The sequence below is a fragment of the Pseudarthrobacter sp. 902506025 genome, from assembly GCF_040702325.1.
In the GTDB taxonomy this organism is placed as follows: domain Bacteria; phylum Actinomycetota; class Actinomycetes; order Actinomycetales; family Micrococcaceae; genus Arthrobacter.
Genome location: NZ_JBFBKW010000006.1, coordinates 92264 through 108139, shown reverse-complemented (window position 1 = coordinate 108139; position 15876 = coordinate 92264). Strand labels below are relative to the sequence as shown.

Here is a 15876-nt window from a genome sequence, read left to right as displayed (position 1 = left end):
AGCAGCACCTCCATGACCCCTGTCCTACTTTTCATCCTCGGCGTTGTCTTCGTCGCCCTTGGCATCGCCGTGTCCATTGCGCTCCACGAAGCGGGCCACCTGGTGCCCGCCAAGCTCTTCAAGGTCCGCGTCACCAAGTACATGATCGGGTTCGGCCCCACACTGTGGTCGCGCCGTAAGGGCGAAACCGAATACGGCGTGAAGGCCGTGCCGCTGGGCGGCTACGTGTCCATGATCGGCATGTATCCGCCGAACAAGGAGGACGGCTCGGTCCGGCCTTCGAGCACCGGCATGTTCCAGACGCTGGCCACCGAGGCCCGTTCCATGGCCCACGAGGAAGTGGGGCCCGGCGACGAAAACCGGGTCTTCTACCGCCTGCCGGTCTGGAAGAAGGTCATCGTGATGCTGGGCGGCCCGGCCATGAACATGATCCTTGGCGTGCTGCTCACCGCCGTGCTGCTGATGGGCTTCGGTGTTGCGACGGCCACCACCACCATTTCCGACGTGTCCAAATGCCAGGTAGCCGCAGGGCAGACCGTCGACCCCGATTCCGCCGACTGCCAGCTGACGCCCGCCGCCGCGGCCGGCCTGAAGCCCAATGACACCATCACCTCCTTCGACGGCAAACCTGTCACCAGGTGGGACCAGCTGACGGAATGGATCCGCGCTTCCGCCGGCAAGGAAGTCACCATTACGGTGCAGCGGGACGGCAACCCGGTATCCACAACCGTGACCCCCGTCCTGTCGGCCCGGCCGGTCATGGGAACCGATGGTCGCCAGGCCACCGACGCCGCCGGCAACCTCCAGTACCAGGATGTCGGATTCCTTGGCATCGGCGCGCAGACGGCGCTGGTGCCCCAGCCGGCGTCGTCCGTCCTGCCCATGGCGGGGGAGAACATCCGCCAGGTGGCCGGTGTTGTCTTCAACCTGCCTGCCCGCGTGGTGGGCGTGGCCAAGGCTGCGTTCAGCGAAGAGCCGCGCGACCCCAACGGGCCCATCAGCGTGGTTGGCGTGGGCAGGGTTGCAGGCGAGGTGGCAGCCATGGAGGCCGTGCCGATGCAGTCGCGGGTGGCAACCCTCGTCGGACTGCTGGCCGGCCTGAACTTCGCACTTGCGGTGTTCAATCTGGTCCCGCTCCTCCCACTTGACGGCGGCCACGTTGCGGGCGCCCTGTACGAGGGCGTCCGGCGCCGGGTGGCAAAGCTGCGCGGGCGGCCGGATCCCGGGGCCTTCGACATCGCCAAACTGCTTCCCGTCACGTACGTGGTCGCGGCGCTGTTGATGGGCATGAGCGCGTTGTTGATTTACGCGGACATCGTCAAGCCGGTAAATCTGTTCGGATAATCGCCCCATATCGGTTGACTTTCAAAAATCAGCCAAATCTGATTGATTGATCAGTCTCAACCGCCTATGGTTGAGGGATGTTCGTCATGACCATCGATCAGCGCGGAAGTACCGGTGACCAGGACCGTGTACCGGCCCTGCTGGACCAGCTTGCCGGCCTTGAGCTGCCCGACCCGGAACAGCCGGTCTTCGAGCGCTCCGTAGGGGATGAAGTCCAGGGAGTGGTGCGGGACGCCTCCGCCGTGGTGGAGATAGCCCTGCACGCGCTCCGCGGCGGCCACTGGTACATAGGCATTGGCGTTGGGACCGTGGTCCTGCCGCCCCACGCCAGTCCCCGGGAAGGAACCGGAACGGCCTTTGTTGCCGCGCGGAAGGCTGTTGAGCTTGCCAAGGGCGCCGGTTCCCAGGTGCCGTTGTCGGTGGTGCCCGGCATCATGGCAGGGGAAGCGGCCAAGGGTGTCGCTGCAGCGGAGGGGGTGCAGGCTTGTGCCAATGCGGAGGCGGTGCTCCGGCTGCTGGGCCGGCTTGTCCAGGACCGCACGGAAGCGCAGTGGCGGGTGGTGGACGCCCTGCGCCGCCTGGGCGCGCGGGCCCAGGGCCAGGGCCGGCACGGAAGCCAGAAGCACGTGGCGCTTGAACTCGGAATTTCGGAGCAGTCGGTGAGCCGTACCGTGCTTCGCTCCGGGTGGCAGGAAGAATGGGCAGCCAGGCCGGCCGCGTCCATGCTCCTTGGTTTTGCCGACTCCCGGGTTGGCCGGGCCGAAAAGGATGTCCCTGCGCAGCAACAGGTACCCGTGCGGCGGCAGGGGCCTGGGCAGCGAAAGGCGGCGGACCGGATTGAAGGAGACACGTGACTGCACTGTGGGTGGCGGTGGCCTTGGTGGTGGCGGGCTTTGCCGGCTGGCCGGTCACTGCGCTGGTGTTCAAGCTCGCCCGGACCATCGACGACAGGGCAGATGCCGCCAAGGCCGCGGAGGAAGCCCGGGCGGCGGAAGAGGACCCGTCGGCTGACGTCACCGTCGATGACCCTTCCCCTGCCTCCGCGGGGCCGCGCGGAGGCACCGTGCCGGCGGCGGGCGCAGGCCCGGATCCTGACGCAGACCCGGTTCCTGACGCAGACCCGGCTCGTGACGCTGCCGGCGGTGCAGGCAACCAGGCAGTGGACAGTGAGCTGACCGCTACTCCCGGCCGGCCGGCGTCGGACGGTCCCGCAGCCGGACCCGCTGCACCCAGCCCGCGCATCCTGCGCGGCGGGGCCATCATCGGTGTGCTGGAGCGGCTGGGGGTGTGCCTTGCCATCCTTACCGGCCAGCCCGTGGCCATCGCCTACATCGTTGCGATCAAGGGCCTGGGCAGGTTCGCCGAGCTGAAGGAGACGCCGGTGGCGGCTGAGCGTTTCATTATCGGGACCCTCACTTCCATGCTCTGGGCCGCCGGCACCGCTGCCGCGGTCAAAGTCCTCTTCCTGCACTGACCGCAGCCCACTGGGCGTCGTCCGCTCCGCCCCGGCACATCCTCCGGCATTGGGGATTGGGACGGTACCAGGGCGGCCATGGCGATAGGGTAGCGGTATGACAGTTTTTGCCGTTGAGTACGTTTATGCCGCCAACTCCACCGAAACCCGCAATGAGGTCCGCCCCGCGCACCGGGAATGGACAGGCGGCCTGGCACAGGACAGCGTCATCGTGGCCAGCGGCCCCTACGGCGACGGCGCGGGTGCCCTGCTGATCTTCAAGGCGTCAGATGAAGGCGCCCTCAACTCGATCCTCAAGCAGGACCCTTTCGCCGAAGCCGGTGTGATCGCCGGAACCCGCATCACCGAATGGTCTCCGGTAACCGGCATGCTGGCCGGGATCGCCGCGTAGCCGCCTTTTTACCCTTTCAACTCAAGGAGTCCACGTGACCTCGGTCAGCCTGGGAATGCCGTCAGCACCACCGCCCGTCCTTGCCCCCCGCCGCAAGACGCGCCAGATCAAGGTCGGCTCGGTAGGCGTCGGATCTGATTTCCCCATCAGCGTGCAGTCCATGACCACCACGCCCACCACGGATATCAACGCCACCCTGCAGCAAATCGCCGAGCTCACGGCGTCCGGCTGCGACATCGTCCGCGTGGCCTGCCCGTCCGCCGACGATGCCGAGGCGCTGCCCATCATCGCCCGGAAATCGCAGATCCCGGTCATCGCGGACATCCACTTCCAGCCCAAGTACGTCTTCGCAGCCATCGAGGCCGGCTGTGCGGCAGTGCGCGTGAACCCCGGAAACATCCGCAAGTTCGATGACCAGGTCAAGGAGATCGCCGCCGCCGCCAAGGACCACGGCACCTCCATCCGCATCGGGGTCAACGCGGGCTCCCTGGAGCCGGGCATCCTCAAGAAGTACGGCAAGGCCACCCCCGAGGCGCTGGTTGAGTCAGCGGTCTGGGAAGCCTCGCTCTTCGAGGAACACGGCTTCCACGACTTCAAGATCTCCGTAAAGCACAACGACCCCGTGATCATGGTGGCCGCCTACGAGATGCTCGCGGAAAAAGGCGACTGGCCCCTGCACCTGGGCGTCACCGAAGCCGGCCCCGCCTTCCAGGGGACCATCAAGTCCGCCACGGCCTTCGGGGCGCTCCTCTCCCGCGGCATCGGGGACACCATCCGGGTGTCCCTCTCCGCGCCGCCGGTGGAGGAGATCAAGGTGGGCAACCAGATCCTCCAGTCGCTGAACCTGCGCCCTCGCAAGCTTGAAATTGTGTCGTGCCCTTCCTGCGGCCGTGCCCAGGTTGACGTGTACACTCTCGCAGAACAGGTCACCGCCGGGCTGGAAGGGATGGAGATCCCGCTGCGCGTGGCAGTCATGGGCTGCGTCGTCAACGGCCCCGGTGAGGCCCGCGAAGCTGATCTTGGTGTTGCCTCCGGCAACGGCAAGGGCCAGATCTTCGTGAAGGGCGAGGTCATCAAGACTGTTCCCGAGAGCGCAATTGTTGAGACACTGATCGAAGAGGCTATGCGTATCGCGGAAGAGATGGGGGAGGCCGATGGCGAAGATGCTGTCAAGGGTAGCCCCGTGGTTAGCGTCTCGTAAGGACGCGGCGGACCCCGCGGGTCTTTCTGTCCGTACCCTCGACGGCCAGGACACCCCCGCGCTGACATCGCTCGCCGGGCAGGACCCGGTAACCAACGTATTCATCCTGGCGCATCTTCGTGCCACGGGAACGGCGGCACCCACCAGCGGCGGTGCCGGGGTCATCGGCGTTTTCGACGACGGCATCCTTGCAGGTGCGTGCTGGGCCGGAGCCAACCTGGTTCCGGTCCAGCTCGATCCCGCCCTGGCCCCCCTGGTGGCCGAGGCCGCCAACAGCTCCGGGCGCCGGTATGCGTCCGCCTTCGGTCCGGCGGATGCGGTGCTGGCGCTCCATGCCGAACTGGCGGAGCTCGGCCACCGTGCCCACGAGGTCCGGGCGGACCAGCCACTGATGGTCATTGAGGGACCGCCCCTGGTGCAGCCCGATCCCGGCCTGGCCCTGGGGAACCTGGCCGACTTCGACCGCATCCTCCCGGCCTGCGCCGCCATGTTCGAGGAGGAGGTGGGCTACTCGCCCTACCTTGGCGGCAGGGAGTTCTACAGCCGCCGCGTCGAGGGCCTCATCCGGCAGGGTCATTCCATGGTCCACCTCAATGACGCGGGGGAGGTGGTCTTTAAAGCCGAGCTGGGGGCGGTCACGGACGATGTCACCCAGGTCCAGGGGGTCTGGATGAACCCGGTCTTCCGCGGCCAGGGGTTGAGTGCCGGCTACATGTCGGCAGTCGTGGAAAAGGCCCAGCAGATAGCACCCGTGACCAGCCTTTATGTCAACGGCTTCAACACCAGGGCAAGATCCACGTACGAACGCGTTGGCTTCCGCCAGGTGGGCACCTTCGCTACAGTTCTTTTCTAGCCGGCGGTCGCCGGTTCCAAGCAGAATATTGGGGGAAAAGTGAAGACATCGGTGCTGGGAACTTTCGGGGCGTCAGTCCTTTTGGCCGTAGCAGTTTCTGCGTGTGGGGGACCCGGGCCGCAGGCCGCAGAGTCCTCACCGGCACCGTCCGCGGGCTCCGGCACCACAGCCGCCGACCCCACCGCCACGGCAACTCCTACGCCAACCCCGACGGCGAAGGCATACACGGCCGAAGAGCTGGCTGCCATAGTGGGCCAGGTGCGGGACGCGGCCGACCGGAGGCTGACCGTCCTGCCCAGTGCCGATATCAACACCACGCTGGAGCAGACGAAGTCGATGCTTGCCTCCATCGACGTCAAGCCGGAGGAGTGCAAGGCGCTGGCGGCCGCAAGCACCGTGCCTTCGGTCGACGGAGCAGCCATGGCGGTGGGCATGAGCAATGATGCGTCCACAGGCGCTGTCACTGCCCTGTCTTTGGTTGCCGGCCTGGACCAAAGCTTCCTCAGCAAGGTTGCCAACCCATCGGAGCAGCTGGCGAAGTGCTCTTCAATGACCATGACTGCCTCGGGTATGGACGTCTCGGTCACCGTCACGCCGGTGGACGCGGGCACGCAGCCCGGTGCGGTCGCCTACCGCACGGACAGTGCCCTGCCGGACGGCCGTACCCAGTCCACCATCACGGCGCAACTGGTCCGCCAGGGCGTGGTGCTCACCTCGGTTGCGTCCGGCGGCGCAAGCGAGGCCGACGCCGTCCGTCGGGCAGGCGCGCTCCTTGACTCCGCGGCCGCCCTGGTGAAGTAACAACCGGCGGCAAACACGGGGAGAACGGATTCCCAATATAAAAACACTTGTCAAACGTGTGCACGATCACATAAGTTCGATCTAGCTGCGCTGGAAGTGGGGTGGGCGGTCTCACCAGTCCTCACCAGTACTCAGGCGATAACGGCGTTGAGCCACGCCCGGATGCGATGACCAGCCCTATTGGGGGGCCAGGGGCTTTGTATTCCCGGGCGTGGCTCTACTGTGTCCGGGGGTGGTCCCTGGTGCCCCCGCCACCGCCAGTAAGTCCCGCCGGTTGAGTGCCGGTAGATTAGTACCCAGACGAATTTGTCCGGCCCTGCTGACCCAGCACTTCCCCAGAAACGGATACCACCCGTGGTCCTACGACTGTCCCAGCTTTTCCTGCGCACGCTGCGCGAAGACCCCGTCGACGCCGAGGTTGCCAGCCACAAACTCCTGGTCCGCGCCGGCTACATCCGCCGCGCCGCCCCCGGCATCTACACCTGGCTGCCGCTGGGGCTGAGCGTCCTGCGCAAGGTCGAGGAAATCATCCGCGAGGAAATGACGGCCATCGGCGCCCAGGAAGTCCACTTCCCGGCCCTGCTGCCCCGGGAACCGTATGAGGCCACCAACCGCTGGACCGAATACGGCGAGGGCCTGTTCCGGCTGCAGGACCGCAAGGGCGCCGACTACCTGCTGGCCCCCACGCACGAGGAAATGTTCACGCTCCTGGTCAAGGACCTGTACTCGTCCTACAAGGACCTGCCGCTGAGCCTGTACCAGATCCAGAACAAGTACCGCGACGAGGCACGTCCCCGGGCAGGGCTCCTCCGCGGCCGTGAGTTCATCATGAAGGATTCCTACTCCTTCGACGTCGACGACGCCGGCCTGGATGCCAGCTACGCAGCGCACCGCTCCGCCTACCTGAAGATCTTCGAGCGCCTCGGGCTTGAGGTTGTGCCGGTAGCGGCCACTGCCGGCGCCATGGGCGGATCCAGGAGCGAGGAATTCCTGTTCCCCACCGAGATTGGCGAGGACACCTTCGTCCGCTCCGCAGGCGGCTACGCGGCCAACGTGGAGGCTGTCACCACGGTGGTCCCCGACCCGATCGACTTCACCAATGCTCCGGCCGCGGAAGTCCTGGACACCCCGGACACGCCCACCATCGAGACCCTGGTTGCCGCGTCCAACCAGATTGCCCCGCTGGCAGAGGCCGACGGCGGCGCCTGGACTGCCGCCGACACGCTCAAGAACGTGGTCCTCGCCGTCACGCTGCCCACTGGTGAGCGTCAGCTGGTGGTCATCGGCGTTCCCGGCGACCGCGCAGTGGACCTCAAGCGCGTCGAAGCCAACATCGGCGCCTTCCTGCCCATCGCGGGCGAGATCGGACTTGAGCAGGCGGGCGAGGAGGACCTGAAGAAGCAGCCGCTGATCGTCAAGGGCTACCTGGGCCCGGGCCTTTCCCTGGACCAGGCCCTCCTCGGCGCCGAGAGCGCCACAAAGCTCCTCTACCTGGTGGACCCGCGCGTAGTCAGCGGCACTGCCTGGATCACCGGTGCCAACGAGGCCGGCAAGCACGTCTTCGGTTTGGTCGCGGGCCGCGACTTTTCCTGGGACGGCGTGATCGAGTGCACCGAAGTCCGCGCCGGCGATCCTTCGCCGGACGGCTCCGGCCCCCTGGAAACCGCCCGCGGCATCGAAATGGGCCACATCTTCCAGCTGGGCCGCAAGTACGCCGAAGCCCTGGACCTCAAGGTGCTGGACCAGAACGGCAAGCAGGTAGTGGTCACCATGGGTTCCTACGGCGTCGGCGTAACCCGGGCCGTGGCGGCCCTGGCCGAAGCCAACCACGATGACCGCGGCCTGGTCTGGCCCCGCACCGTGGCACCTGCCGACGTGCATGTGGTGGCCGTGGGCCGCGGCGAAGAGATCTTCCAGGCAGCGGAGAAACTCTCGGCAGATCTCGAAGCGGCAGGCCTGTCGGTCATCTACGACGACCGTCCCAAGGTCTCGCCCGGCGTGAAGTTCGGCGACGCGGAACTGGTGGGCGTTCCCACCATCCTCGCCGTGGGCCGCGGGCTGGTGGACGGTGTGGTGGAAATCAAGGACCGCCGCAGCGGTGAAGCCGAGAACATCGAGGTGGACAAGGCCGTCGACTACGTGGTCAACGCCGTCCGCAACCAGTGATCTCCGGCTTCGAATCGATCCAGCTCACCACCATCATCCTGATCGTGGTGGCTGGATTCGCAGCCGGCTGGGTTGACGCGGTGGTGGGCGGCGGGGGCCTTATCCAGCTTCCCGCACTGCTGCTGGTTCCCGGCATCGCGCCGGTCCAGGCGCTGGCCACCAACAAGATGGGCTCCATCTTCGGGACCGCCACCAGCGCCGCCACGTACTACCGGAGGGTGGGGCCGGACCTTCGGACGGCCGTCCCCATGGCCGTCATAGCCCTCGCGGGCAGCTTCGGCGGGGCGAGCCTGGCGGCCACCCTGCCGGCCGGGGTCTTCAAGCCCATCATCGTGGTGGCGCTGGTCGCCGTCGCGCTTTTCACCGCCCTCAAACCCAGCGTCGGCGAGCTGACGGCACTGCGGCACGAAGGCCACCGGCACTATGTGGTGGCCTGCCTCATCGGTGCGGTGATCGGGTTCTATGACGGACTCATCGGCCCCGGGACGGGGTCCTTCCTGGTCATTGCCCTGGTGTCCGCCATGGGGTATGCGTTCCTGGAAGCGAGCGCCAAGGCCAAGATCGTGAACATGGCCACGAACGCCGGGGCGCTGCTGTTCTTCCTCCCGCACGGCTCCATCCTGTGGGGCATCGGCCTGCTGCTCGGGGCAGCGAACATGGCCGGAGGCTACCTGGGCGCCCGGACCGCCGTGCAGCAGGGCAGCAAGTTTGTCCGGGTGGTCTTCCTGGTGGTTGTCGGGGCCTTGATCATCAAGCTCGGCTACGACGTCTGGCAGGAGAACTTCGCCTGACCCCGGCCCGGAAACTGGTTCTCGTGACCCGGGCGTGCCCGGCGTAGCATGCAGGTATGGCACACGGCGACGACGGGTATGCCGCGGCGTTGGCAGCCGCAGCAGGGCACTCGCAGGCCTGGCTGGCCAGCCTCCGGGACCGCCCTGTAGGCCCCCGCGTGCCTGCCTCTGATCTTGCCGGCGTGTTTGGCGGCCTACTGCCCGCAGCAGGCATGCCCGCTGCTGAGGTGATCGATTTCCTTGCCACGCAGGCCGAGCCCGGGCTGATGGCCATGCCCTCGGGCCGGTTCTTCGGCTGGGTCATCGGCGGTACCCTGCCCGCTGCCCTGGCCTCAGACTGGCTGGTGAGCGCCTGGGACCAGAACGCGGCCATGCGCTACGCCACCCCCGCCACAGCCGCCATAGAGGACGGCGCCGGAAAGTGGCTGCTGGAACTGCTGGGGCTGCCCGGCGGGTCCGACGTCGGCTTCGTCACCGGGGCCACCATGGCCAACTTCACTGGGATGGCCGCCGCCCGCTGGCGGCTCCTGGCCGACACCGGATGGGACCTGGACCGGGACGGCCTGTCCGGGGCGCCGCGGATCCGCTGCTTTGTGGGGCGGGAACGGCACGACACTGTCGACCTTGGCCTCCGCTACCTTGGCCTGGGGAAGCCAATCCAGGTCGACGCCGACGCGCAGGGCCGCCTGCTTCCCGCCGCGCTGGACGCCGCCCTCGCCGCCGGGTCCGGCCCCGCCCTGGTATGCCTCCAGGCGGGCAACGTGCACTCGGGCGCCTTTGACCCCTTTGCCGAGGCCATCGCCGTCGCACGCAAACACGGCGCGTGGGTCCACGTCGATGGCGCCTTTGGCCTGTGGGCCGCCGCTGTGCCGGAACTGCGGCACCTCACCCGGGGGTTTGAAGAGGCGGATTCGTGGGGCACCGACGCCCACAAGACCCTGAACGTGCCCTACGACTGCGGCATCGCCATCGTCCGGGACCCGTCGGCACTGCGGGCTGCGATGGGCCTGCATGCCAGCTACCTGGTGCATGACGCCGAAGGCCCGGGCGACCCCTTCGAAAAAGTCCCCGAGCTGTCCCGGCGCGCACGGGGAGTGCCGGTCTGGGCGGCCCTGAAAAGCCTCGGCCGCGACGGGGTGGCCGCGCACGTGGGCGGCCTGGCCGCGGCAGCAACGGCCATCGCGGAGGGGGTGGCGGCCCTGGACGGGGTGGAGGTACTCAACGATGTCGGCTACACCCAGGTGTGCCTGGCATTCGGGGATGACGACACCACCCGCGCAGTCACCGCCCGCGTCATCGAGGAGGGGAAGGTGTGGATGTCCGGTTCGCACTGGCGGGACCGGGACATCCTCCGGGTTTCGGTGAGCAACTGGCACACGGCGGGTGAGGATGTGGCCACGGCAGTGGACGCTGTCCGGTCAGCCCTTGCCGCGGTGCGGAACTCCTGACCATCCAGCACCAGTGCCCGCCTTCCGGCAGCAGGGCGGGACCCTATCCGCCCTGCCCAGGTTCCGGCAGCGAATGGGGATGCGGCAGGCCCTCCAGGGTGTTTCCGGCGAGGGTGCTGGCTACCCAAAGCGACCGCGCCAGGTCACCCCTATGGCCCTTCCAGGCATACCACAGCGCGTTTTCCACCTCCCTGGCGATGCCCCATTCCCTGGCCGCGTCCGGGTCCAGCCCGGCGGCGGTGCTGAAATCGTGGCAGCGGCCGAGGAGCGCTGGAGCGGGCCGGGCCGCGGGCAGGTCTTCCAGGCGGTTCCAGAGCAGCGGCGCAACCGCGAACTCGGGCTCACCGATCATGGGCTGGGGGTCGATCGCCGCATAGCCGGCCGCGGCTGCCTCCGCTGTTCCAGGCCGGGCCAGGATGTTCAGGAAATGCAGGTCCGTGTGGACCAGGAGATCCCGGCCGGACCGGCGTCCCACCGCGCCGCGTGTCTGGCACACCTCCAGCGCCGCTTCCAACAGCCACCGGGGAAACGGCCGTCCCAGTTGTTCCCAGTCCGCGGGCAGGTCATCGCTCCATTGTTCGGCCAGGGCAGCTATGTGGGTGAACTCCTGCCATTCCGGGCGGTGGTCCGGGACGAGTCCCAGCTGACGCACCAATCCGCCCCACACCTGCGCTGCCTCATCCAGCGGCAGGTCCGCCAATGACCGGCCGGCGTCGAGCCGTTCCAGGAGCATGGCACAGGATCCGCTGTCCGAGGCCAGCAGGAGGACGGCACCGCGGCCGCCCCAGAGCGCCAGCGCATGCCGCTCCACCTTGGCCTCATCGTGGGGAAAAGCGATTTTGAGGGCTGCCGGCGAGCCGTCATCCTGCCGTACCGGCACGACCAGGCCGCCGTGGCCGCTCCAGGGGAAGCAGCCCGGCACCAGGTCAACCTCCAGATGCCACTGTTCCAGGCGCTCGGCCAGCAGGCGCGGAAGACTGCCCAGCCAGGCCCGTCCCGCACTGCTGCGGGCGTAGCGGGAAGCGAGGTCAGGGGGAACGGGAACGGCAGCCGGCACGGCGCCCGGTGACAAGGGGCCGGGCACCACGGGATCAGACAACACCGGAGGCGCCGAGCAGGTTGCCGATCACGAACGTTGCCGCGAGGGCCAGGGCGCCGCCCACCACCACGCGGACAGCTGCCCTGGTTTTCGAGCCGCCGCCAATCCAGGCACCGAGTGCACCTGTCAACGCCAGTGCCACCAGCACCGATATGAACGTCAGCGGGACCCGGATCCCTGGCGGCGGCAGCAGGATGGCCAGCATGGGCAGGATGGCGCCAATGGTGAAGGCAATGGCCGAGGCGAAAGCCGCGTGCCAGGGGCTGACAATGTCCGCTTCGTCGATGTTGAGCTCGGCGGACAGGTGCGCTGCCAGGACATCATGGGCCGTAAGCTCGCTGGCGACCTTGGCCGCCGTCTCCGGGGTGAGGCCCTTGGCCTGGTAGATGGCGGTCAGCTCAGCCAGTTCCGCTTCCGGGTCCTCCGCCAGCTCGCGGCGCTCCTTCTCGATCAGCGCCCGCTGGCTGTCGCTTTGGCTGCTGACGGAAACATATTCGCCCAGCGCCATGGACACCGCACCGCCCACCACCCCGGCTACGCCCGCCGTGAGGATGGGGCCCAGCTCGGCGGTGGCCCCGGCCACGCCCACGACGATGGCGGCAACGGAGACGATGCCGTCGTTGGCGCCCAGGACACCGGCGCGCAGCCAGTTCAGCCGGTGCGCTGTATCGTCGCCGTGCGGCTCAGTCTCCAGGTGGCGGTTCAGGTCCGGGCCGGCTGCATTGGTCCCCGGGGCATCGGCCGGTTCGTCCGCGTTCATCCCTTCAGCAAACCACCCCCGCCCGCCCAATGCCACCCTCCACAAGGCCTTCCTTCGGGACCGGATCCAGGGCGGGACGGCGGTCCGTTCAGCGGGGGTCAGGATGCGGCGGGCGACGGCGCCAGGCCGGTCCCGGCGGGAAGGGCAGGCAGTTGCCCGGTGTCCAGGAGCAGGCCCGGCACAGGCCCGGGGTCTGCTCCCCAGCGCAGGGCACGGCCTGCGGCGGAGCGAAGGGCTGCCAGGGCCCATGTCCGGTCCTGGCCCTGCGAGACGGCCACAACGTCGCCATACGAGGCCAGCGTTGTCGCCTCAAGTTTGCCCAGCCCGGCGGCCGGGGCAGCCAGGAAGCCCGGATCGAGGACGTACCCGGGCTGTTGCGGCACGGGGCCGCCGCAGGCCGCCCGGAGCCGTTCCGCCGCGGCCGCAGCCAGATCCTTGTGCACGCCCAGGAATTCCGACGCCGGACCGGCCTCGGCGGGAGCGAGGCGGGGGAGCGCCGCCTGGTAGCCGTAAACGGCCCGCTGCTCGGCGGAAACGGCCGCGGCCAGGGCCTGGCGCGTGCCGGGGGCAGTGCCTGGCGCCGCGCTGTCCTTGGCGGACGGGGCTGAGACGGACGGGGCTGAGGCGGGCGGGGCTGAGGCCGGCGTGCCTGAAGGGGCCGGGGACAACATGGCCTGGACTGAAGGCGAGGGGCACGGGGAAGCGGCTGCTGCTGTCCCGGGCGCCTCGGCGTCGGGTCCTGGGGTTCCCTGCGGTGCGGGGACCCCGGCGGCAGCGGCAAGACGCCCGGCCGCGATGAGCTGCGCGGTGCCGGCGCCCGCGAGAAGCCGTGCCATGCCGCCGTCGGCCGTTTCAGCGTCCCTGAGCCGGATGGTCCCGCTGGTGGCCAGGGCCTGGACCAGCTCCGCGGTGTTTCGTGGACCGGCGACGGACGCTGGTGACGCACCTGCCTGCGGCGATGCCTGGGGCGGGCCGCCCGCAGGCCCGGTCGGGGCACCGGTCACGGAGGCGGCGCTTGGGGGCATCAACGCCCTGGCCTGAATGGTCAGCAAGGTCACAACAGGGTCCACAGCGGTGGAATCCGCGGCGCCCACGGAAGCGAGCTGCATTCCGGCGGCCCGCAGATCGAGGGCCGCACTGAATGCTGCCGCCCGGGCGCGCTCAGAAAACGGAGGCTCGGCGGGGGCAGGTTTTTCCGCGGGAATCAGGGCGAAACCGAGGCTCAGGACAACCAGGGCAGCAAGTGCAAAGACGGCAAATCGGATCGGGCGCATGCGGGGGTCGGTGTCCTGGCGGCGGTCTTTCACAACAGACCATGGTGTCACGCTGAGGGGGCACCCGGGTGCACCACTGGACCGGTAAAATAGCTACGCTAGTAAACACCACATCATCTATAGGGAGGGCGGCCGGCATCGTGAGCAATGCAGAAGCCACGGCTTCACCAGACCATACCGGTACGGGAAGCGGATCCGCGCCGGCCCACAATCCCGAAGCTGCCAGGCTCCGGGCCCTCCTGGAACCCGCGGTCCAGGCCAACCGCCTGTACCTCGAGGATGTTGCCATCATCCCCGGCTCCCACCGGGTGGTCCACGTTGTGGTGGACCTGCCGCAAGAGGAGACTGGCGGAGTCAGCCTTGACGTCATCGCGGACATCTCCCGGGTGCTCTCTGACGTGCTGGACAACGACCCCAACGACGACGGGCGGCCCTACGACCTCGAGGTGTCCTCACCCGGCGTCGGGCGTCCCCTGACCGAACCCCGGCACTGGCACCGCGCCCGCGGCCGGATGGTCAAGGTCAACGTCATCCAGGGCGAAAACGTCACCGGCCGCATCCACGCCGTGGACGGCGGGGGAGTGACGGTTATCCCCGAGGTGCCCGTCAAGAAGGGCATGAAGCCCCGGCAGGGTGACCCGGTAAAACTTCCTTTCGACAGGATCCGCAACGGAAAAGTCGAGATCGAATTCAGCCGCCTCCCGGAGGACGGTCTGGAACCTGAACACAATGGACCTTCCGAGGAGGCCTGATGGATATTGACATGAGCGCACTGAGACTTTTGGAGCGTGAGCGTGAAATCCCGCTGGACCTCCTGATCCCCACCATCGAGCAGGCGCTCCTGGTGGCCTACCACAAGTCACCCGGCGCCTTCGAAAAAGCCCGCGCCGAACTGGACCGCAAGAGCGGCCACGTCACCATCTGGGCTGTCGAGATTGACGACGACGGCGCGCCCATCGGCGAATTCGAGCACACCCCGGAGGGGTTCGGCCGCATCGCTGCCAGCACCGCACGGCAGATCATCCTGCAGCGGCTCCGCGACGTTGAGGACGACAACGTCCTGGGCGAATTCAAGGGCCGCGAAGGCGAACTGGTGTCCGGCACCATCCAGCAGGGCAACAACCCGCACATGATCCAGGTCAACCTGGGGTCAATCGAGGCTCTCCTGCCGCCGCCCGAGCAGGTTCCCGGTGAAAAGTACATCCACGGCAACCGGCTGCGCGCCCTGGTCATCGATGTGCACCGCGGCACCAAGGGCCCGTCCGTCACGCTGTCCCGGTCACACCCGGGCCTGGTCCGGAAGCTCTTCGAACTCGAAGTGCCGGAGATCGCCGACCACTCCGTGGAAATCGTGGCGCTGGCCCGCGAAGCCGGGCACCGCACCAAGATCGCCGTCAAGGCGAACACCCCGGGAATCAACGCCAAGGGTGCCTGCATCGGTGAAATGGGCTCCCGCGTCCGCGCCGTCATGACCGAGCTGAACGACGAAAAGATCGACATCGTCGATTTCAGCGAGAACCCGGCCACGTTCATTGCCAGTGCCCTGTCGCCGTCGCGCGTGAATTCGGTCACCATCACGGACGAGGCAACGCGCTCCGCCCGGGTGGTGGTCCCGGACTACCAGCTGTCCCTGGCCATCGGCAAGGAAGGCCAGAACGCCCGCCTGGCGGCCAAGCTGACCGGGTGGCGCATCGACATCGTCTCCGACGCCGCGGGCAACCGCGATAAGTGAGGTCCGGGCAGGGTGGCTGCTGCGCCGCAACAGCCACCCGGTTTCGGGCAGAACGGCCCGGAGGGGCTAGAATAGATAAGACCGCGCCTAACGGCCGGTAGCCGTGTGCCTTGGGCGTGCTCGTTTCCGTGACTACGGAAACGGTAAAACCTGCGGCCAGCAGAAAGAACGTCAGGACGATGACCGTGGCAGAAATGCTTTCCACCGGGAATCAGCCCCAACGTACCTGCATCGGATGCCGGAAGAAGGGTCCGCGGTCGCAGTTGCTCCGGCTCGTCGCCGAAGGCAGCGGGTCAACCGCTGTCCTGGTGGATGAACGACGCCGGATGGCTGGCCGGGGTGCATGGCTGCACCCCAGCGCATCGTGCCTGGCTCTGGCGATCAAGCGGCGAGCATTCGGGCGTGCCCTTCAGGGCGCAACCGGGACCGCCGCCGTCGAACACCGGATCACGTCAGGCCCGAACGTTGACGCCGCCCCGGTGGCTGCAACACCAACCGTCCAACCTGAAAGCGGGTCAGAAATCTGATGGAAACCCGATGAG

16 protein-coding genes are annotated in these 15876 nt (G+C 67.9%); 13 read left to right on the top strand and 3 right to left on the bottom strand.

The window, feature by feature from the left end:
* Positions 1-12: 12 nt before the first annotated feature.
* The 10 genes from AB0280_RS13040 (at position 13) to AB0280_RS12995 (ending at position 10469) form a co-directional block, all read left to right on the top strand.
* Complete coding sequence (locus tag AB0280_RS13040; protein WP_366367443.1) at positions 13-1344, top strand: M50 family metallopeptidase; 1332 nt, start codon at positions 13-15, stop codon at positions 1342-1344.
* 77 nt (positions 1345-1421) lie between these two features.
* Positions 1422-2198 carry a MarR family transcriptional regulator gene (locus AB0280_RS13035; protein ID WP_366367441.1) on the top strand — a complete coding sequence of 259 codons (777 nt, stop codon included), beginning with the start codon at positions 1422-1424 and terminating at the stop codon, positions 2196-2198.
* Positions 2195-2818, top strand: a complete 624-nt coding sequence (locus tag AB0280_RS13030; protein WP_366367439.1) for a hypothetical protein — start codon at positions 2195-2197, stop codon at positions 2816-2818. The genes AB0280_RS13035 and AB0280_RS13030 overlap by 4 nt, the downstream gene beginning before the upstream one ends.
* Before the next feature lie 97 nt (positions 2819-2915).
* A complete protein-coding gene (locus AB0280_RS13025; protein ID WP_224025578.1) occupies positions 2916-3209 on the top strand; it encodes a YciI family protein in 294 nt (97 codons plus the stop codon).
* Positions 3210-3243: 34 nt separating this feature from the next.
* Positions 3244-4410 (top strand): flavodoxin-dependent (E)-4-hydroxy-3-methylbut-2-enyl-diphosphate synthase, encoded by a 1167-nt coding sequence (gene ispG, locus AB0280_RS13020; protein ID WP_018771945.1) that lies wholly within the window; start codon positions 3244-3246, stop codon positions 4408-4410.
* Entirely contained in the window at positions 4373-5263 is an 891-nt protein-coding gene (locus tag AB0280_RS13015) for a GNAT family N-acetyltransferase (protein WP_159635612.1), read from the top strand. The genes ispG and AB0280_RS13015 overlap by 38 nt, the downstream gene beginning before the upstream one ends.
* A gap of 39 nt (positions 5264-5302) precedes the next feature.
* Positions 5303-6064, top strand: a complete 762-nt coding sequence (locus tag AB0280_RS13010; protein WP_366367437.1) for a hypothetical protein — start codon at positions 5303-5305, stop codon at positions 6062-6064.
* Between the two features lie 354 nt (positions 6065-6418).
* Positions 6419-8230: a proline--tRNA ligase gene (locus AB0280_RS13005; RefSeq protein WP_366367435.1), complete on the top strand. Its 1812-nt coding sequence runs from the start codon at positions 6419-6421 to the stop codon at positions 8228-8230.
* Positions 8227-9021: a sulfite exporter TauE/SafE family protein gene (locus AB0280_RS13000; protein ID WP_224025582.1), complete on the top strand. Its 795-nt coding sequence runs from the start codon at positions 8227-8229 to the stop codon at positions 9019-9021. The genes AB0280_RS13005 and AB0280_RS13000 overlap by 4 nt, the downstream gene beginning before the upstream one ends.
* Before the next feature lie 56 nt (positions 9022-9077).
* The gene (locus AB0280_RS12995; protein ID WP_366367433.1) at positions 9078-10469 is read left to right on the top strand and encodes a pyridoxal phosphate-dependent decarboxylase family protein; all 1392 of its coding nucleotides are present in this window, start codon (positions 9078-9080) and stop codon (positions 10467-10469) included.
* A 43-nt stretch (positions 10470-10512) separates the two neighbouring features.
* On the opposite strand, the gene AB0280_RS12990 is transcribed toward AB0280_RS12995, so the two are convergent.
* The 3 genes from AB0280_RS12990 to AB0280_RS12980 all read right to left on the bottom strand — a co-directional run bounded on the left by AB0280_RS12990 (position 10513) and on the right by AB0280_RS12980 (position 13602).
* Positions 10513-11571, bottom strand: coding sequence for an aminoglycoside phosphotransferase family protein (locus tag AB0280_RS12990; protein WP_425328615.1), 1059 nt, complete (start codon positions 11569-11571; stop codon positions 10513-10515).
* Positions 11561-12328: a VIT1/CCC1 transporter family protein gene (locus AB0280_RS12985; protein WP_159632363.1), complete on the bottom strand. Its 768-nt coding sequence runs from the start codon at positions 12326-12328 to the stop codon at positions 11561-11563. Before AB0280_RS12985 ends, AB0280_RS12990 begins: the two co-directional genes overlap by 11 nt.
* A gap of 98 nt (positions 12329-12426) precedes the next feature.
* A complete protein-coding gene (locus AB0280_RS12980; RefSeq protein ID WP_366367431.1) occupies positions 12427-13602 on the bottom strand; it encodes a DUF4439 domain-containing protein in 1176 nt (391 codons plus the stop codon).
* Positions 13603-13742: 140 nt separating this feature from the next.
* Between AB0280_RS12980 and rimP the strand changes: the two genes are divergently transcribed.
* The 3 genes from rimP to AB0280_RS12965 all read left to right on the top strand — a co-directional run bounded on the left by rimP (position 13743) and on the right by AB0280_RS12965 (position 15861).
* Positions 13743-14354 (top strand): ribosome maturation factor RimP, encoded by a 612-nt coding sequence (rimP, locus tag AB0280_RS12975; RefSeq protein WP_366367429.1) that lies wholly within the window; start codon positions 13743-13745, stop codon positions 14352-14354.
* A complete protein-coding gene (gene nusA, locus AB0280_RS12970) occupies positions 14354-15334 on the top strand; it encodes a transcription termination factor NusA (protein ID WP_159632360.1) in 981 nt (326 codons plus the stop codon). The genes rimP and nusA overlap by 1 nt, the downstream gene beginning before the upstream one ends.
* Before the next feature lie 179 nt (positions 15335-15513).
* A complete protein-coding gene (locus AB0280_RS12965; protein ID WP_159635606.1) occupies positions 15514-15861 on the top strand; it encodes a YlxR family protein in 348 nt (115 codons plus the stop codon).
* Positions 15862-15876: the final 15 nt, after the last annotated feature.